Source organism: Streptomyces sp. NPDC104381, from assembly GCF_055583745.1.
In genome coordinates, this window is the sequence record NZ_JBVJNK010000005.1 from 407,102 (window position 1) to 425,239 (window position 18,138).

Genomic DNA, 18,138 nt, shown 5'->3' on the forward strand with positions numbered 1-18,138 from the left:
TTCACGTTCCTTCGCCGAGCCGTGCAGTTGTCGCCGTATGCGTAGGGCGTTCGAGAGGAGGCACTGCCGGTGCATTCATGGCTCTCTGAGCGCCGCCGGTCCGCTGTGAGCACGGTCGTCGGGGTCTGTGTCGCCGTGCTTCTTGGCCTGCTGGGGGTTCTCGCGCCGGGGTCGGTGTTCGCCTCGAGTGCAGACCTGGGCGTGGTGGCACTGCTCGCCTACCTGCTGTGCTATCTGGTGGTCACGCTGAGAGCCTTCTCGGCCGCGCCGCCGGAACGGATTCGCGCGTGGACCCGGCGGGAGGCGCGAGGTACCGTGCTGCAGCGCTATCTCCTCGGGACCGCGCCGGGGCCCGGGGTGTCGGTCCTCATCGCGTCGGCGGCGCTCGTGGTGTCGGCGGTGTGGCGTCCCGGGCATCTGGGTTCCGCCTTCCCGGCGACCGTGCGGGTTCTCATGGCGCTCGGTCTCGTCGCCGTTGCCTGGATCTCCGTTCTGGTCGCCTTCACGGTGGCGTTCTACGCCGACAACCTCGTGGAGGACGAGGCGGCGCTGGACTTCCCGGGTGGGGAGACGGCGGCCTGGGCCGACTACGTGTACTTCGCCCTGTCGGTCATGACGACGTTCGGTACGACGGACGTCACGGTGATGTCGCGGGAGATGCGCCGGACGGTGGCGGCCAACGCGACCATCGCGTTCGTCTTCAACACGGTGATCGTGGCCGGCATGGTCGCGGCGCTGGACGGGGGGAAGGGCGCCTGACGGGGTGCTGTTGATCCCCGGACGGTGGGGGCGGTGGCCGGATCGTCCGCGCCGTGCGCGGAGAGCCGGCCGCCGCCCCTCCTGCTCAGGGGGTGAGCACCAGGCGGATCGGGTCGCCGACCTTCTTCTCCAGGCGGGCGACGGCGTCCGCGGCCTCGGCCAGCGGGACATGGGCCGTGATGGAGGGGGCCAGGTCGATGCGTCCGGCGGAGGCCAGGCCGACGAGCTGCTCCACGTGCTCGGGCTCGGAGCCGTAGTGGCCGCGAACCTGGTTGACGTTGAAGCAGAATCCGATGCTGTCGGCGATCGTAACCGGCTCCGGAGTGAGTCCGGCGAGGACGAGCGAACCGAACGGACCGAGGACCGACGCGGCCTGGGCGCGGGCGGCGCCCACGCCGGCGAAGTCGAAGGCGACATCGAGGCCGCGCCCGGCCGTCGCCTCCCGCACCGCCTCCGCGAAGCCTGGGGCGAGCGGGTCGAGGGCGGCGTCCGCGCCGAAGACGAGGGCTCGCTCGCGGGCCGATGGCAGCGGGTCGATCGCGATGATCGGGGCCGCGCCGACCATCCGGGCGAGCCGTACGGCGTGGGCGCCGAGGCCGCCCGCGCCCCAGATACCGACCGCCTGGGCGGGGCGGACGGCGCCGGTGCCCACGATTGCGGCGTACGGGGTGGAGACCGCGTCGGGGATGATCGCGGCCTGATCGAAGGGCAGGTCGTCCGGGATGGGCAGCAGCGTGCCCTCGCGGGCGATCGTGTACTGCGCCCAGCCGCCGTCGTAGTCCAGGCCGCGGGTGAGCGGTCGGTGGCACGTCATCCGGCGCAGGCAGCCGCCGCAGTCGCCGCACGCCTCGCCGGCCTGGAGGACCACGCGCTGCCCGGGCGTCCAGCTGCCCTTCACGTCCGGGCCGAGGGTATGGACGACTCCGGCCACCTCGTGGCCGAGGGTGACGGCGCCCGCCTCAGTGACCGCGTCGGTGGGGAAGAAGGGACTCAGGCTGCCGTCGATCAGGTGGACGTCCGACAGGCAGACGCCCGCCGCCCGCACCTCCACGAGGACCTCGCCCGGACCGGGAACCGGGATCGGAACCTCCTCGACGGCGAAGGTACGGGTGTCCAGGCGCAGCCGCCCGGCCAGCATGGTGTTCATGCGGAAACCTCGATGTGCTCGGTGAAGAGAAGCGCGCACGTAGCTCAGGCGCTTGACGTGGTCGAGTGACCATGTCGCTTAACCGTGTCCATTGGTGAGGTCGCCTGTCAAGCCGCTTCCGCCGTACGTTCGCGGCAGGTTCCGAGTTCCGCCCCATGGCTGTGTCATTCAATACAGTCACCCGACATGTTCACCCGACAAAGTCGCATGTATGTTGGCTGGTGACTGCTGGAGTGCAACGAAAGGCACGCTCATGACTCAGGTGTCCGTAGGCGCGGCACGGGCGATCCCCGAGCGCCCCCCGCTGCCCCTCGTAGGCCACGCGTTCAACGTTCCCGCGGGCGCGGACTTCCTGGCCTACCTGCTGAAGGAGTTCAGGGAATTCGGGCCCGTGTACCGGCTGCGGCTCTTCGGGAGGGACACCGTCATGGTCGGCGGTCTGGACCTCGTGACCGAACTGTCGGACGAGAGCCGGTTCCGCAAGCACGTTCACACCGACCTGGTCGAGGTGCGGGCTCTGGCCGGAGACGGCCTGTTCACCGCCTACAACCACGAGCCGAACTGGCGCAAGGCCCACGACATCCTGATGCCCGCGTTCTCGCTCGGCTCGATGCGCAGCTACCACGCCCCCATGCTCCAGGTCGCCCGCTCGCTGATCGGCAAGTGGGACCGGCTGGCCGGGGTGCAGACGGTGGACGTGCCCGACGAGATGACCCGGCTGACCTTCGACACGATCGGCCTGTGCGGCTTCGGCTACGACTTCCAGTCCTTCCGCCGCGACGACCTGCACCCCTTCGTCGAGGCGATGTCCCGGGCTCTCGTCTTCGCTCAGGAGAAGGGCGAGTCCATCCCTGGCTCCGAACTGTTCAAGAGGAAGAAGGTCGAGCAGTTCCGCGCGGACATCGACCTGATGACGGACCTCGTCGACGACGTGATCAAGGAGCGCCGCGCCTCCGGGGACACCAGCACGGACGATCTGATGGGGCTGATGCTGCACACGAAGGACCCCGCCACCGGCGAGCTCCTGGACGACGTCAACATCCGGCACCAGGTGATCACCTTCCTGATCGCCGGCCACGAGACCACCAGTAGTGCGCTCTCCTTCGCCCTGTATTACCTGACCAAGCATCCGGAGGTGCTCGCCCGGGCCCAGGCCGAGGTGGACGCCCTGTGGGGCGACACCGAATCCCCGGACCCCCAGTACGGCGACATCGGCAAGCTCACCTACATCCGCCAGGTGCTCAACGAGAGCCTGCGGCTGTGGCCGACGGCGCCCGCGTACGCCGTCGAGCCGATCGAGGACACCGTCATCGGCGGCAAGTACCCCGTACGCAAGGGTGAATCGCTGATGGTGATCGCCTCAGCTCTGCACCGCGACGCGACCTGGGGGGAGAACGTCGAGCTGTTCGATCCCGAGCGTTTCACCCCCGAGCGGGAGGCGGCCCGTTCGGTGCACGCCTTCAAGCCGTTCGGCAGCGGCGAACGGGCTTGCATCGGGCGCCAGTTCGCGCTGCACGAGGCCACTCTGCTGCTCGGCCTGCTGGTGCACCGCTATCGTCTGATCGACCACACCGACTACCAGATGAAGATCAAGTCGACGCTGACGATCAAGCCCGACGGCTTCAGCCTGAGGCTCGCCCGCCGCACCAGCGACGAACGGCGCCTGCCCGCCGCCGCAGCGGCGGATCCCGCCAGGGGCCGGACCGCGGTCGTGACACGCCGGGCGAGCGGCACCGCGCTGACGCTGCTCCACGGTTCCAACCTCGGCACCTGCGCCGGCATCGCCCGCGACCTCGGCACGGACGGCGAGGAGCACGGCTTCGCCCCGACCGTCGCCTCCCTCGACCAGTACACAGAGAGGCTGGCCGACTCCAAAGGCCCCGTCGTCATCGTCGCCGCCTCCTACAACGGTCGCCCGACCGACGACGCCGCCGGGTTCGTCGCCTCCCTGGAGAACCTGGCCCCCGGCTCGCTCACCGGGCTGCGCTACGCCGTCCTGGGTGTCGGCGACCGCAACTGGGCAGCCACCTACCAGCGGATCCCCACCCTGATCGACGAGCGTCTGACCGCCGCCGGCGCCGTCCCGCTCCTGGAGCGCGGCAGCGCCGACGCCTCCGGCGACTTCGGCGGAATGGTCGACCAGTGGACGGAAGACCTGTGGAAGGCGCTCCTGGAGGAGTACGGCGAGGCGACCGCCGGTGAAGCGGTCGGCCCTGCGCCTGAGGCGGAAGGGGAAGGACTGTACGAGCTGGAGGACACCTCGGAGTCGGTCCTCGGCGGTCTCGCCGAACGGCACGGCGTCCAGCCGATGGAGGTCCTCGAAACGTACGAACTCGTCGACACCGACCACGAACTGGGCCGCTCCAAGCGGTTCCTGCGACTCCGGCTGCCCGAGGGCGTCACCTACCGCACCGCCGACCACCTGGCCGTCCTGCCCAGCAACCCCGAGGCCCTCGTCCAGCGCGTCGCCGACCGCTTCGGCCTCGACCTGGACCGCACCGTCCGGCTCCGCGCCCGCCGCCGGAGCCGGGCCGCCCTGCCCGTCGACCGGCCGCTGACCCTGCGCCGCCTGCTCACCGACTTCGTCGAGCTCCAGGACGCGGCCACCCAGGAGCAGGTCGCCGTGCTCGCCGAGCACACCGCCTGCCCGCCCGAGAAGCAGCCGCTCACCGCCCTCGCCACCGCCGATCCCGAGACCTTCCGGGAGCAGGTGACCGTCGCCGGGCTCAGCGTCCTGGACCTCGTGGAGCGCTACGGTGCGTGCGAGCTGCCCTTCGAGAGCTTCCTGGAGCTCCTGCCTGTGCTGCGTCCCCGGCATTACTCGATCTCGTCGTCCCCCGCGGCCCGGCCCGGCGAGGCCGACCTGATGGTGTCGCTGCTCGCCGCGCCTCACCGGTCGGGCGAGGGTACTTTCCGGGGCATCGCCTCGCACTTCCTGCAGACCGTGGACGCGGGCGACGTGATCCAGGCCCGGGTACTGCCGTGCAGCGAGTCCTTCCGGCTTCCCGAGGACACCTCCGTGCCGGTGATCCTGGTCAGCGCGGGTACCGGCCTCGCACCGTTCCGCGGAGCCGTCCTGGACCGCCACCACACGGGCTCGACCGGCACCCTGCTCTGCTACTTCGGCTGCGACCACCCCGACGTGGACTTCCTGCACCGGGACGAGTTCGAGGCGGCCGAGGCGGCCGGCGCCGTCAGCATGCGCCCCACCTTCATGCACGCGCCCGAGAACGGTGCCCGCTTCGTCCAGGAGCGCATCGCCCGCGAGAGCGAGGAGGTGTGGTCGGTCCTGGAGGCGGGCGGACGCGTCTACATCTGCGGCGACGGCCGTCGCATGGCCCCCGCCGTACGGGAGGCGTTCATGGCGATCCACCGCGAGCGGACCGGCGCGAGCGACGAGCAGGCCGTGGCGTGGCTGGCGGAGCTCGTCGCGTCCGGACGCTACGTCGAAGACGTCTGGGCCGGCTGATCCTCACGCAGAAACGGTGGTGGGCGCACCTTCCGGGTGTGCCCACCACCGTTTTCGCGTCGTGTCAGGCCATCGGTACGTCGGGGAGGTCGAGGTCCCCCTTGGCCAGCGCCACGGTTGCGGCCACGAGTGCCCTCAGCCCCGTCCGCTCGGTGGCCTCGTCCGGCAGGCATTGGAGGACCTGCATGGTGAGTCCGTCGAAGCCGGAGAGGAAGAACTGTGCCACCGTCTCCGAAGACTCGGCCAGTTCCTGCTCTGCCCTCTCGGCCGTCTCCGTGATGATCTGCGCGGTCACCTCGATGACCCGCCGGTAGTGGCTCTGCCGTGCCTCGTCGAGACCGGGCACGCGCAGGGCGAACAGGGTCAGCTCAATGAGCAGCTGGTGGTGCGACGTCGGCTCACGCACGGTGCCCCACAGGGCACCCGCCAGGGCGCTGAAGGTCTCCTCGAAGCCCGCGTTCTCCGGAGCCGACAGCCGTACCTGCGTCACCAGTTCGTCGGTGATCTGGTCCATGACGGCTCGGTACAGGTCCTCCTTCGTACCGAAGGTGTAGTGGACCGTCGCCTGCGCGACACCGAGCTCCGCGGCGATGGCGCGGGTGCTCCCCGCGGCGACGCCCTCCCGGGTCATGAGGTCGATGGCCGCCTTGATCAACTGGGGGCGGCGCTCCGCCGCGGAAACATGAGCCATACGGCCACTATATCGACTTAGTCGATCGATCAAGTCGGCCCCCGAGCAGGCATTATGTCACTTCGGCCGTCGACGCTCTGTCTGCGGGGAGAGCCTGCTCGGCCCAGATGACCTTTCCCTCGCGACCGTGCCGCGTCCCCCAGCGCTCCGCACACTGGGCGACGAGGAGCAGGCCGCGGCCGCCTTCGTCGTAGATCCGGGCACGGCGCAGATGCGGGGCAGTGCTGCTGGCATCGGAGACCTCGCAGGTGAGCGTCGACTGGAGGATCAGCCGCAGCTGGATGGGGCTCTTGCCGTAGCGGATCGCGTTCGTGACCAGTTCGCTGACGACCAGCTCCGTGGTGAAGGAAAGATCTTCCAGCTCCCAGGCCGCCAGGACGTCGGAGGCGAAGCGGCGGGCCCCGGACACGGCTGCCGGATCGGACGGGAGGTCCATGGTGGCGACGTGGTTCGGGTCGAGGGCATGGGTCCGGGCGACGAGCAGGGCGACGTCATCGGCAGGGCGTCCGGGCGGCAGTGCGGCCAAGAGCCGGTCGCAGATCTCCTCCAGTGAATCCGGCGCCGAGGTGAGGACGTCGTGCAGCGCGGCGAGTCCGAGGTCCACGTCTCGCGTGCGGCCGGCGATCAGCCCGTCGGTGTGCAGGACCAGGAGGCTGTCCTCCGGGAGCTCGAACTCCACCGTCTCGAAGGGGAGTCCACCCAGGCCGAGGGGCGGTCCGATCGGTACCTCGGGCGACTCGACCACCCTGGCGGCCCGGGCGGTCCCGCCCCGCGCCGGGGAGGTCACCACGGTCGGCGGGACATGTCCGGCACTGGCAAGGGAGCACCGGCGGGAGACGGGGTCGTAGATCGCGTACAGGCAGGTGGCGCTGGTCTCGCCCTCGTCCGCAGACTCCTCGCGCTGCATGCGGATGACCACATCGTCCAGATGGGTGAGAAGTTCGTCGGGCATGAGATCGATGTCGGCGAAGGCGCGGACGGCCGTGCGGAGCCGGCCCATGGTGGCGGCGGCATGCAGGCCGTGACCGACCACGTCGCCGTCGGCCAGCGCGACGCGTGCCCCGGACAAGGGAATGACGTCGTACCAGTCGCCGCCCACGCCGGCGCGGGACCCGGCAGGCAGGTAACGCGAGGCGGTTTCGACAGCCGGGTGTTCCACCGTGTTCCGGGGCAACAGGGTCCGCTGGAGGGCGAGCGCGGTGGAACGCTCATGGGTGTACCGGCGGGCGTTGTCGATGGACACCGCCGCCCTGGAGGCGATCTCCTGCGCCAGCAGGAGGTCGTCGTCGTCGAAGGGGGCCGAGGTGCGATGGCGTACGAACTGCACCAGGCCGAGGATCTCCCCGCGGGCGTGCAAAGGCACGAGGAGTACGGAGTGAAGACCGAGGTCGCGCAGTACCCGGCCGTGGGACTCCGACGGTGCCGCCCACCTGGGCATCTCGGTCCCCGCGACGTGGTGCAGGACGGATCGTCCGGTGGTCAGTGCGCGAACCGGTTCGGAGTCGTCGGGGTAGGTATGGGTCCCACCGACGCGGAGCGGGGACTCCGGACAGCCGTCGATGACGGAGCGCTGGGCGACGCGGCGCTGAGCCAGGGCCTCCGACGGGCCGGTGCCGGTCTCCTCGAGTGCGGAGTCGAAGAGATCGACGGTGACGAAGTCGGCGAAGTCCTCGGTGCAGACCTCCGTCAGTTCCTCCGAGGTACGGGAGATGTCGAGCGTGGTCCCGATCCGCTTGCTCGCCCTGTCGGTGAGGGTGAGCCGACGCTGCAGCAGACGGTCGCGTTCCTCTTGGTAGGCGGCGACGACCTCTTCCGAGGAACGGTCTACGTAGTCGAAACCGATCGCGACCAGCCTCATCGTGGCCTGGGTGATCATGTGCCAGTCGGTGGTGAGGCGGGGCGCTTCGGCCTGCAGGTGTTCGAGCAGGCTGAGATGGCCGAGCCGGTAGGCACGGAGGAGCCGGCTCACGGGTATCCCACGCCGGGCGTAGAGGCAGGCGATGTCCAAGGCTGCCGGAGGAGCTTCCGGCGCGCTCGCGCCGGGGCGGGCCTCCAGGAGGTCCAGCAGGGCGGTGACGTGCTGGGCCGTCTCCTTCAGGGTCAGGGCCTCGATGTTCTCGTTCTCCCACAGCTCGGGGAACTCGCCGTTCAGGTGCTGGAGCAGCAGGCCGGCCAGCTTCTTCACCTGTGGTCTGAGGTGCCGGGCCAGCTGACCGAGGAACGCATCGGCCTCGGTTCCCATAGTGCGAATGTACGGGAATGTCATGGTGTGCGCTCCTCGGACTGCTGTGCTCGGCCTCTGATCGACCCGGACCTCAGAGACCGAGGTGATCGCCCAGGTCGGCGTAGTCGACCTGCCACAGGCCGGGGGAGCCCGTGGGGTACTGGGAGCGGAAGCCGAGCACGCGCTGGACGCGCGGCGAGAGCGTCCTGGCGAGGTCCCTGTCGACCAGGAAGGGGTACGCCTCCTCGCCGGTGAGGAAGCCCGCGTTGAACGTGAAGGCGAGGCCCCGCCGGTACTCGTCGCCGGTCCGGTTCGACCCGCCCCCGTGCGCGGTCTTGCCGCTGATGAGAAGGACGTCCCCGGCGTTCATGACGGCGGGGATCGTCTGCTCGGGGGTCCCTCGGTCCTCGAAGTCGCTCCAGTGGTTGCTTCCGGGGATGACGCGGGTGGCGCCGTTCTCCTCGGTGAAGTCGGTCAGGGCGACCAGGAAGTTGATGGTGACTTCCGGGCCGCCGGGCCCCATGCCGATGAAGGGGAACCAGTTCTCCAGGTCGCGGTGGAGCATCTGCGCCTTGTTGCCGGGGCCGATCTCGATCACCTGGGCGGTGGTCATCCAGTACGTGCCCGACTCCTGGAGGAAGACCAGGTCGCTGGCCTCGTGGACCAGGGGGTGGTCGATGATCTCGGTTCGGAACGTGGCGCTGTGCCTCACGAGGTTCGTGAGGCGCTTGGTGTTGCTGCCGTGGAACGCGGCCACGATCTCGTCCTCGTGGGTGGACCCCGGGGAGAGCGCCCGCAGCGGCTGCTCGATCTCGGCGTTGAAGCGGACGATCTGCTCCTGCGTCAGGAAACCCTTGATGATGACGCCGCCGTCACGGGTCACGATTTCGAGGATCTCCTCCGTCGGCGTGTCGTTCGCCACGGACATCAGTGCCTGGGTCTTCTTCTGTGCCGTCATGTGTGTCCTCTTCTTCGATCCGAAGCGCGGTTGATCGACCGTGCGATCAGCCGCGGGCGTTCCGTCTTCCGGGGCTTCCCGCGCGTCGTCCGCGCGACGGTGGGGTGGGTTCGGTGGGCACGGTGTTTCCGCGTTGTTCCTGTGGCGGTCGTCTCACTGTCGCCAGCCGGTGGCGCAGGCGAGAACGACAGCGGGCACCTGCTTCGCCCGGGCCCGGTGCACGATGCACAGTCCGGTCGCGGGCACGGCGGAGCTATCCGGACGGTGGCGCGACGTCCGCGGAGGAGGTCGCGCCGGCTCTACGGCGAACGGCGGCCTCGGCGTGACGTCAGAGCAAGACGGCCCGGCCGTGGTGGGGCTGGTGAAGAGCCTCGCACCGCGGGTGTCGGGCGTCAGCGGTGGCTGGTCGCCTTCAGGCCGGCGTAGTGTCCGGCCCGCTCCAGGAGCCGGGGGACGCCTGTTGCGAGCGACGGTCCGAAGACCGTGTCATGAGGACGCTCACCGCGCCGCCAGCGGGTGTGGATGGCCTCGCAGAAGATTGCCGCCTTCCACAGGGCGAGGGTCTGGTACCAGGGCAGCGGGGTGAGATCGAGGCCCGTACGGGACTGGTAGCGCTCTGCCAGTTGGCGCTGCGTGAGGTAGCCGGGCGACCGGGTCACCTTGGTGAGTTCAAGCGGGGTGGCAGGGCTGCCGGCCTCGGACCAGGTGGCGGTGAGGTACCCGAGGTCCGCGAGCGGGTCGCCGAGCGTGGCCATCTCCCAGTCGAGGATCGCGAGGACCTCGGCCGGGGCCTGCGGGGCGAACATGAGGTTGCCCATGCGGTAGTCGCCGTGCACCACCGAGGCCGACCGGCTCGTCGGCAGGTTCTGGGCGAGCCAGTCCGCGATGCGCTCCACCGCGGGCAGGCTTCGGGTGGTGTTGACCTCCCAGAGGCCGCGGAATCGCTCGACCTGGCGCTGCAGATATCCCTCGGGTCGGCCCAGGGAGGCGAGTTCCCCTCCGGTCACGTCGATGCCGTGCAGGGCGACGAGGGTGTCGACGACCGCCTCGCTGGTCAGCCCGCGCTGTTCGGCGGGAGAGAGGTGGGGCGGGATCGTGTTGGTGACGATCGTGCCGTCGTGCCGACGCCGTGTGCGTCGAGGAAGCCGGTGACCGCGTCGAGGACCAGGAGTGGAGGGCTGTCGAGATGACGGGCCCGCTCGCGGCTCTCGACGACTTCCATGCCGTCGGGGACGGTGTGCATCACGCGCCCCCGCCCCGGCCGACGACGGCGTCGCCCAGGTAGCGCTCACCGGCCTGGACGGTGGCCCGCCGGCCGGCCGAGGCACGGCGGGCGATGGCCCACCGGTGGGTCTCGTTCGAGCCGTCGTAGATGCGAAACGGGCGTACCTCGTTCAGGTACTGGGCCAGCGGGAGTCCGTCGGAGACGCCGTCGCCGCCGCAGATCTGGACGGCACGGTCGATCACCCGGTAGATCGCCTCCGAGCAGTGGACCTTCGCGACCGAGGACATCGCTGAGCCCGCCTTCGGGTCGCTGTGCAGCAGGGCCGCGGTCTTGGTGATGATCGCGTCGGAGGTCTCGATGTCGATGACGGACTCGGCGATCAGGTGCTGCGCCAGGCCGAGCGAGTCGATCGGACCGCCGAACAGCTCCCTCTTCCCGGCCCGATCCAGCGCGATGTCGTGCGCCCGGCGTGCCAGTCCCAGCCACCGCATGCAGTGCGTGAGCCGCGCGGGGCCGAGCCGTACCTGCGCGTACCGGAAGCCGAGTCCGACCTCGCCGAGGACCGCGTCCTCGGGGACGAAGCAGTTCTCCAGGTACAGGTGCGGGTGGCCGCCGTCGATGGCGCGGTCGACGGTGTGGATCGCCTCGCCGACCTGGATCCCGGGGTTCGTCAGGTCGACGAGGAACATGGTGGCCCCCTCGGGGGAGCCGTCGCCGGCCGGAGTGCGCGCCATGACGATGCAGAACGCGGCACCGACGGCTCCGCTGGTGAACCGCTTGTGGCCGTCGATGATCCAGCCGCCGTCGGTGCGTACGGCGGTGGTCCGCAGCGCCGCCGGGTCGGATCCCGCTCCGGGGTGGGGCTCGGTCATACCGAAGCAGGACCGGATGTCCCCCGCCGCCAGAGGCACGAGGTACTGCTTCTTCTGCTCCTCGGTGGCGATGAGGTGGAGCATGTGCATGTTGCCCTCGTCGGGGGCCATGCAGTTGAGCGCGCTGGGGCCGATCGGCGAGTACCCGGCCTCCTGCAGGATCGGTGACCAGTGTTCGAGGGGCAGGCCCTGCCCGCCGTACTCCTTCGGAACGAGCGGCGCGAAGACACCGGCCTCCTGCGCTGCGGTCTGCAGCCGGTCGCGAGTGGTCTGGTCGAGACGTCCGCCCGGTACGGGCTCCGCGTCGACGACGACCTCACGGATGAACCGGCGCGTGCGCTCACGTAGCTCCGCGAGCTCCAGCGGAAGGTCAGGGGTGGTCATGGCTGTCCTTTGTGGGAGGGGCGAGGTGGTTACGCGGTGCCGCCGGCGACGGTGAGGCCGCCGTCGACGGTGAGGACGTGGCCGGTGACCCAGGAGGAGTCCTCCGAGACCAGGTACGCCACGGCGGAGGAGACCGATGCCGGGAGCGGGGGTGTCGCCGGTCACCGAGGAGAGGCTCACGACGGTGCCGTGGCGCTCGGTGAAGCGCAGCTCCGGATGGGCCACCGCGTCCTGCACCCAGGCGAGGGTGGCGAGGACGTTGACCTCCAGGACCTTGCGGGCCACGTCGAGGTCCAGGCCGACGACGGGACCGTACGCGGGATCGATACCCGCGTTGTTCACCAGGACATCGAGCCCCCCGGACTCGCGTGCGACGGTGTCGAAGACCTCGCGGTGGTGCACGGGGTCGTCCGCCCTGCCGGCGACGGTGACGACGCTGCCCGGGGGAAGCGTGGCGGCGTCCTCCTCGAGCGGTCCGGCCTTGCGTGCCGTGAGGCAGACGCGTGCTCCCTCGGCGACGAGCCGCTCCGCCACGGCGAGACCGATGCCCCGGCTCTCTCCGGTCACGACGGCGGTGCGGCCCGCGAAACGGCCCCGGTCGGTGTGGTTCTCACTCATGAATCAGTCCTTCAGAGGGAATCCGGCCCCGGTCCCTCGGCGCCGCGGAGCTCGGCGCGCCGGATCTTGCCGCTCTGGGTCTTGGGCAGGTCGGCGAGGAAACGGATCGCGCGGGGGCACTTGTAGGCGGCCAGCCGGTCGCGGGAGAAGGCGATCAGTTCTTCCGCCGTGGCGTGCAGACCCGCCTTGAGCGAGACGTAGGCGACGACGGTCTCGCCGCGGTAGGCATCCGGCTGTCCGATGACGGCGGCCTCGAGGACCGAGGGGTGCTCATACAGAGCGTCCTCGACCTCGCGCGGCCAGACCTTGTACCCGGACACGTTGATCTGGTCCTTGAGCCGGTCCACCAGGTAGACCCAGCCCTCCTCGTCGATGACGGCGACGTCGCCGGTACGCAGCCGGCCCTCCGGCATGGTTTGGCGGGTGGCCTCGGGCTTGCCCCAGTACCCGGGAACGACCTGCGGCCCGCTCAACTCCAGCTCACCCTGCTGACCACAGGGCACTGGATCGCCCTGCAGGTCGACGACGCGCGCGGTGAGGTGGGGCAGAGGCTTGCCGATGGACAGTGTCCCGCTCGGCAGATGCACCGGCGCCCGCTCACCCGGCGGCACGGCGACGACGGCGGACGTCGTCTCGGTCATCCCGTAGCCGTTGTGGAGGTAAACGCCGAACCGCTCCCGGAACCGTTCGACGGTGGCCGGCGGGATCGGCGCGCCACCCGAGTACAGGGCCTTCGCCGACGCGAAGTGCTCCGGTCCGGCCTGCGGGAGCTCGTAGAGCGCGTTGTACGCGGTGATGGAGCCGATCGTGTAGGTCACCCCGTGCTCGGCGAAGGCCTCCAGGGCGACCTCGGGGTGGAAGCGGCCGGCCAGGACGAGTGTGGTGTCGGTGAGCAGGGAGATCGTCGCGTTGACCACCGCGCCGGTGATGTGGAACAGCGGGGCCATGGCGAGCACGACGTCTCCGTCGCTCACGCCCATCCACGACGCGCAGGTCGTGACCACGCTCAGGACGTTGCCGTGGCTGTTCATGGCACCCTTCGGCGGGCCCGTCGTCCCCGAGGTGTACGTCAGGAAGGCGACGTCGTCGCGGGTCGGCTCCACGGGCGAGGGACCGCGGCCCTCGAACTCGCCGATCAGGGCCACCAGGTCGCCGTCCGGCGCGGGGGCCAGGCGTTCCGTCGTCGCCAAGACCCGCGGATCGTTCCTCGACTGGTAGTCCAGCGCCGATGTGCTGATCAGCCATCGCACCGTGCTCCCCGCCAGTGTGCCGAGCGTCTCGTGGACGTCCTCGTCCGCGCAGACGACGCCGACCGCCCCGGAGTCCTCGACGATTCGGCGCAGCTCCTGGCGCCGGTACATCGGGTTGAGTCCCAGCGCCGTGGCCCCCAGCTTCCACAGGGCCAACAGCACCAGCGCGTACTGCGGGACGTTCTGCAGGTACACCCCGACGCGATCACCCCGGCCGGTCCCGCGGGCCTCGAACGCGGCGGCCAGGGCGTCCGACGCCGCATCCACCTCCCGCGCGGACAGAGCACCGTCGAAGAAGCGAAGCGCGACGCCCTCCGGGTTCTTCGCCACGCGTGCCTTCCAGGCGGCCACGAGCGAGTCGGGAACCGTGTCCGGACCCGTACCGGATCCGTCCTGGAACACGTCCCCCCGCTGCCGGCTCTCATTCACTGTCATCTGCCGTCCTTCCCACCCATGTCGGCGCGCTTGGCGTGCCGGTCACGTGAGTTCGCGCTTGAGGATCTTTCCGGTGGACGTCATCGGCAGGGTCTGCACGATCTCCACGATGCGCGGGTACTTGTAGGCGGCCATCTGCTCCTTGCCCCAGGCGATCAGCTCGTCGGGACGGGCCTCGGCGCCGCGGTCGAGGATGACGAACGCCTTGATCTCCTCGCCGTGGCTCTCGTGCGGCACGCCGATCACAGCGGCCAGGCTGACCGCCGGGTGAGTCATCAGGACCTCCTCGATCTCGCGCGGGTAGACGTTGAAGCCGCCGCGGATGATCAGGTCCTTCGCCCGGTCGACGATGTAGTAGAAGCCGTCCTTGTCCCTGCGGGCCAGGTCGCCGGTGCGGAACCAGCCGTCCCGGATCGCTTCCGTGGTGGCCTCGGGACGGCCGTGGTACCCCTTCATCACGTTGTGGCCCTTGACCGCGATCTCCCCGATGGCGCTACCCGTGCCGTCGTCCTCGATCTCCGACCAGTCCGAGTCGATGAGCTTGACCTCGACGCCCCAGATCGGCACGCCGATCGACCCGGGCCGGGGCTCCCGCGCCGGATCGCTGAAGGTCACCACCGGCGAGGTCTCGGAGAGGCCGTAGCCTTCCAGGATCTGGACGCCGAGCCGCTCCCTGACCTGCTTGGCGATCTCCGCGGGGAGCGAGGCACCACCGGAGACGCCGACCCGCAGGTTCCTCGCGATGCGCTCGACGTCGGCGTCGTCGGTGAGCGCCTGCAACAGACCCCACCACATGGTGGGGACGCCCGCGAAGACGGTGATGTCCTCCTGCCGCATCAGGGACACCGCCTGCCGCGGGTCGAATCGTGGCAGCAGCACCAGCGTGCTCGCCGTCGAGAAGCCGGCGTTCAAGTGCACGGTCGCGCCGAAGGAGTGGAACAGTGGCAGCACGACCAGATGGGTGTCCTGGGCCGGACGGTTCTCCAACAGCTGGTTGACCGCGAGGGCGTTGAGCACCAGGTTGGCGTGGCTGAGTTCGGCGCCCTTCGCCTCCCCTGTCGTACCGCTCGTGTAGAGCAGCACGGCCGGGTCGTCTCCCGACGTCCCGATGCTGTCGAACGTCGCCGCGATACCCCGCAGTGCGGAGCCCGTGGTCTCGACGCCTTCGATCGGGCTCTCCGCCGCGGGGTCGGCGGTGATGAGGAAGAAGTGCTCGCAGCCGGGCGTCCCGGTGAACCCGGCGTGTCCCTCCGCACCCATCGGCAGGCCCTCGCCGCCCTCAAAGCAGAAGTACGCCTTGGCCTCCGAGTCGGCGAGGTGGTAGGCGACCTCCCGGCCCTTGAGCAGGATGTTGAGCGGCATGACAACGGCGCCGGCCTTGAGGATCCCGTAGTAGATGATCGGGAACCAGGGCACGTTCGGACAACTGAGCGCGACCTTGTCGCCGGGCCAGATGCCGCGGTCGACCAGGAGGTTGGCGACCTGATTGGCGGCGGCGTCGATCTGCGCGTAGGTGAGACGCGTCGTGCCGAGGACGACGGCGTCCCGGTCCGGGTGTGTGCGGGCGGAGTCCTCGAGCAGGACCGCGAGGTTCAGCATGGTGTCTTCCGGGAGGGTGGACCGGGCAAGGTCGCAGGGAATGGGACACGCGGCCTGGCCCGGAGCGGGTGGGGGTTACGCGTGGCTCGACGTGGACGTCACAGCGTCCGAAGGAGCCGGTCGAGGGCCTCGGCCGTCGCCTCGATGTCGGCGGTGCTGTGTGCCGTACTGAGGAAGACCTTGCCGGACGGCATGAACAGGAAGCCCTGACGCAACATCCCTTCGAGGATCACCGCCCAGAGCCCGCTGGTTCCGTGCAGTCCGGTGGCCCCGCCGGCGGGGACGTACTGGAGGAGCGAGCCGACCCGGTTGAAGCGGCCGAACTCAGCGGATGGACCGAGAGCGCCGCCGACGAGTGCTTCGAACTCGCCAGAGGTCCGTTCGAGCAGTTCGTAGACCGAGGGATCGGCCAGGGCCTGCATCGTCGCCGCGACGGCCGCCAGTGCGACCGGGTTGGCGTTGAAGGTTCCGGCGTGCACGACGTCGGCCGTCACTTGATCGACCAGTTCGGCCCGGCCGACGACGGCGCTCTGGGTGAACCCGCCGGCCATCGCCTTCCCGAAGACGGACAGGTCGGGCAGCACGCCGTACTTCTCGGCCGCCCCGCCCCGTGCGATCCGGAACCCGGCGATCACCTCGTCGAAGACCAGGACGACGCCGTGCCGGTCGCAGAGGGTCCGCAGAGCCGACAGGAACTGCGGTGTGGGTTCTTCGACGCCGGCGTTGCTCATCACCGGGTCGACGAGCACGGCCGCGATGTCGCGCTCGACGGACTCCCTCAGCAGGCGCTCGGCCAGCTGTACGTCGTTGAAGCGCGCCAGGACCAGGTCGTCCAGGACGCTGGCCGACTGACCCGCCCCACCGGGGGAGGCGGGGCGATCGTAGTCGTCCTCGGACATCCCGGCGTACACGGTGTCGTGCCAGCCGTGGTAGCTCTTGGCGAACTTGAGGACGCGGCGCCGCCCGGTGGCGGCGCGCGCGAGGCGCAGCGCCACCTGCACCGCCTCGGTCCCCGTGTTGCTCCACAGCAGTCGCTCGCCGTGCGGCACCGCTTCGAGTACCGCTTCCGCCGCGAGGTACTCGAGCGGGTGGCCGGTGCCGACGACCTGCATCTTCGTCGCGACCTCGGAGACCGCTGACAGCACGCGCGGATCACTGTGACCGAGGACGAGCGGGCCCCAGGCCATCACGTAGTCGACGTACCGGTCGCCGTCCAGGTCCCAGAGGTGTGCTCCCCGCGCCTCGCGCACGAAGAGCGGATGAGGCGGCATCGCGGCGCGCAGGCCCGACCCCACACCTCCGCCGACGCTGCGGCGGGCTCGCTCGAAGGCCGAGCGTGATGATTCCAGGGCCATGAGGTCGCCCCTGCCTTTCAGTACGTGATCACCGAGCGGATGCCGATGCCGCGCTTCATCTGGTCGAACGCCTCGTTGATGTCCTGCAGACCGATCCTGCTCGTCACCAGGGAATCCAGGTCGATGCGGTCGTTCATGTAGTGGTCGATCAGCAACGGGAAGTCGGAATCCGGCGTGCTGGAGCCGTAGTTCGAGCCGATGAGCGAGAGCTCTTGATCGGACATGACGAAGGGGTCGATGGAGATCTTCAAGCCGTCTGCCACCTGCCCGGCGACCACCGCCGTGCCACCGCGGGCCAGGACCTCGTAGGCCGCCTCGATGGTGCGGGGCAGTCCGATGGCCTCGATGGCGATCTCCACACCGCGTCCGTCGGTGAGCTGTCGCACCCGGTGCGCGAACTCCTCGCGGCCGTTGTTGATCAGCTCGGTCGCGCCGAAGACGCGCGCCTGCTCCAGCTTCTCGTCGGAGATGTCCGCGGCGATGATCTTCCGTGCTCCGGCGAGCCGGGCCCCCTGGATCGCGTTCAGGCCGACGCCTCCGCAGCCGAGGACCAGCACGGTGTCGCTCGGACGCACGCCGGCGGTGTTGACGGCCGCGCCGACACCGGTCGTGACGGCGCACCCGACCAGAGCCGACTGCGGGAACGGGGCGTCGTCCCGGATGGCGATCGCGCCCGATTCGGGCACGAGGGTGTACTCACCGAACGTTCCGAGGCCCGCGAAGCTGTAGACGTCGCCCTCGCCGGCGGACGTGATCCGGGACCGGCCGTCGAACGACAGGTGGTTCGCCGAGTGCTCGCTCACCATGTCGCAGAGGACCGGCCTGCCGCTGATGCAGTAGCGGCAGCGGCGACAGGAAGGCGTCCAGGACAACACGACGTGGTCGCCCTTCTTGAGCGTCGTGACGCCTTCGCCGACGCTCTCGACGATCCCGGCTCCCTCATGGCCGAGGATCATCGGCGAAGGAACCTCCCATTCGCCCAGGAGGACGTGGAGGTCGCTGTGGCACACCCCGCTCGCCCGGAGCCGCACGAGCACCTCGCCGGGCGGGGGCGTCGAGGGAATCGTCACTCGCTCGATGGTCAGCGGTTCGTTCGGCGTCCTGAAGACGGCGGCGTCGAATTCGATGGTCATGAATGTCTTCCTTCCGTGT

Annotated in this window: 13 protein-coding genes; 2 read left to right on the forward strand and 11 right to left on the reverse strand. The window is 69.9% G+C overall.

Features of this window, described 5'->3' with window-relative positions:
* Positions 1-69 precede the first annotated feature (69 nt).
* Positions 70-759, forward strand: coding sequence for a DUF1345 domain-containing protein (locus ACZ607_RS19590; RefSeq protein WP_469736158.1), 690 nt, complete (start codon positions 70-72; stop codon positions 757-759).
* Between the two features lie 85 nt (positions 760-844).
* On the opposite strand, the gene ACZ607_RS19595 is transcribed toward ACZ607_RS19590, so the two are convergent.
* Positions 845-1,906: a zinc-binding dehydrogenase gene (locus ACZ607_RS19595; protein WP_469736160.1), complete on the reverse strand. Its 1,062-nt coding sequence runs from the start codon at positions 1,904-1,906 to the stop codon at positions 845-847.
* Positions 1,907-2,159: 253 nt separating this feature from the next.
* Between ACZ607_RS19595 and ACZ607_RS19600 the strand changes: the two genes are divergently transcribed.
* The gene (locus ACZ607_RS19600) at positions 2,160-5,375 is read left to right on the forward strand and encodes a bifunctional cytochrome P450/NADPH--P450 reductase (protein ID WP_469736161.1); all 3,216 of its coding nucleotides are present in this window, start codon (positions 2,160-2,162) and stop codon (positions 5,373-5,375) included.
* A gap of 64 nt (positions 5,376-5,439) precedes the next feature.
* Here the strand turns inward: ACZ607_RS19600 and ACZ607_RS19605 are convergent, their stop codons facing one another.
* The 10 genes from ACZ607_RS19605 to ACZ607_RS19650 form a co-directional block, all read right to left on the reverse strand.
* Complete coding sequence (locus tag ACZ607_RS19605; protein WP_469736163.1) at positions 5,440-6,066, reverse strand: TetR/AcrR family transcriptional regulator; 627 nt, start codon at positions 6,064-6,066, stop codon at positions 5,440-5,442.
* Positions 6,067-6,118: 52 nt separating this feature from the next.
* A complete protein-coding gene (locus ACZ607_RS19610) occupies positions 6,119-8,308 on the reverse strand; it encodes an ATP-binding SpoIIE family protein phosphatase (protein ID WP_469736165.1) in 2,190 nt (729 codons plus the stop codon).
* A gap of 73 nt (positions 8,309-8,381) precedes the next feature.
* Positions 8,382-9,248 (reverse strand): phytanoyl-CoA dioxygenase family protein, encoded by an 867-nt coding sequence (locus ACZ607_RS19615; RefSeq protein ID WP_469736167.1) that lies wholly within the window; start codon positions 9,246-9,248, stop codon positions 8,382-8,384.
* Between the two features lie 392 nt (positions 9,249-9,640).
* Positions 9,641-10,357: a phosphotransferase family protein gene (locus tag ACZ607_RS19620; RefSeq protein ID WP_469736623.1), complete on the reverse strand. Its 717-nt coding sequence runs from the start codon at positions 10,355-10,357 to the stop codon at positions 9,641-9,643.
* Positions 10,303-10,494 (reverse strand): hypothetical protein, encoded by a 192-nt coding sequence (locus ACZ607_RS19625; protein WP_469736658.1) that lies wholly within the window; start codon positions 10,492-10,494, stop codon positions 10,303-10,305. The genes ACZ607_RS19620 and ACZ607_RS19625 overlap by 55 nt, the downstream gene beginning before the upstream one ends.
* Positions 10,491-12,347 (reverse strand): SDR family NAD(P)-dependent oxidoreductase, encoded by a 1,857-nt coding sequence (locus tag ACZ607_RS19630; RefSeq protein WP_469736169.1) that lies wholly within the window; start codon positions 12,345-12,347, stop codon positions 10,491-10,493. The genes ACZ607_RS19625 and ACZ607_RS19630 overlap by 4 nt, the downstream gene beginning before the upstream one ends.
* Before the next feature lie 11 nt (positions 12,348-12,358).
* On the reverse strand, positions 12,359-14,032 hold the full coding sequence (locus ACZ607_RS19635) for a class I adenylate-forming enzyme family protein (protein ID WP_469736171.1): 1,674 nt from the start codon (positions 14,030-14,032) through the stop codon (positions 12,359-12,361).
* Positions 14,033-14,074: 42 nt separating this feature from the next.
* Positions 14,075-15,631, reverse strand: coding sequence for a long-chain-fatty-acid--CoA ligase (locus ACZ607_RS19640; protein WP_469736173.1), 1,557 nt, complete (start codon positions 15,629-15,631; stop codon positions 14,075-14,077).
* A 98-nt stretch (positions 15,632-15,729) separates the two neighbouring features.
* Complete coding sequence (locus tag ACZ607_RS19645; RefSeq protein WP_469736175.1) at positions 15,730-16,986, reverse strand: aspartate aminotransferase family protein; 1,257 nt, start codon at positions 16,984-16,986, stop codon at positions 15,730-15,732.
* A 17-nt stretch (positions 16,987-17,003) separates the two neighbouring features.
* The gene (locus ACZ607_RS19650) at positions 17,004-18,119 is read right to left on the reverse strand and encodes a Zn-dependent alcohol dehydrogenase (protein WP_469736177.1); all 1,116 of its coding nucleotides are present in this window, start codon (positions 18,117-18,119) and stop codon (positions 17,004-17,006) included.
* Between the last annotated feature and the right edge of the window lie 19 nt (positions 18,120-18,138).

Bases quoted from the DNA above. Each gene is read 5' to 3' on its own strand.
- ACZ607_RS19595 (WP_469736160.1), bottom strand. From the start codon at position 1,906: ATGAACACCATGCTGGCCGGGCGGCTGCGCCTGGACACCCGTACCTTC.
- ACZ607_RS19600 (WP_469736161.1), top strand. From the start codon at position 2,160: ATGACTCAGGTGTCCGTAGGCGCGGCACGGGCGATCCCCGAGCGCCCC.
- ACZ607_RS19605 (WP_469736163.1), bottom strand. From the start codon at position 6,066: ATGGCTCATGTTTCCGCGGCGGAGCGCCGCCCCCAGTTGATCAAGGCG.
- ACZ607_RS19610 (WP_469736165.1), bottom strand. From the start codon at position 8,308: ATGGGAACCGAGGCCGATGCGTTCCTCGGTCAGCTGGCCCGGCACCTC.
- ACZ607_RS19615 (WP_469736167.1), bottom strand. From the start codon at position 9,248: ATGACGGCACAGAAGAAGACCCAGGCACTGATGTCCGTGGCGAACGAC.
- ACZ607_RS19630 (WP_469736169.1), bottom strand. From the start codon at position 12,347: ATGAGTGAGAACCACACCGACCGGGGCCGTTTCGCGGGCCGCACCGCC.
- ACZ607_RS19635 (WP_469736171.1), bottom strand. From the start codon at position 14,032: ATGACAGTGAATGAGAGCCGGCAGCGGGGGGACGTGTTCCAGGACGGA.
- ACZ607_RS19640 (WP_469736173.1), bottom strand. From the start codon at position 15,631: ATGCTGAACCTCGCGGTCCTGCTCGAGGACTCCGCCCGCACACACCCG.
- ACZ607_RS19645 (WP_469736175.1), bottom strand. From the start codon at position 16,986: ATGGCCCTGGAATCATCACGCTCGGCCTTCGAGCGAGCCCGCCGCAGC.
- ACZ607_RS19650 (WP_469736177.1), bottom strand. From the start codon at position 18,119: ATGACCATCGAATTCGACGCCGCCGTCTTCAGGACGCCGAACGAACCG.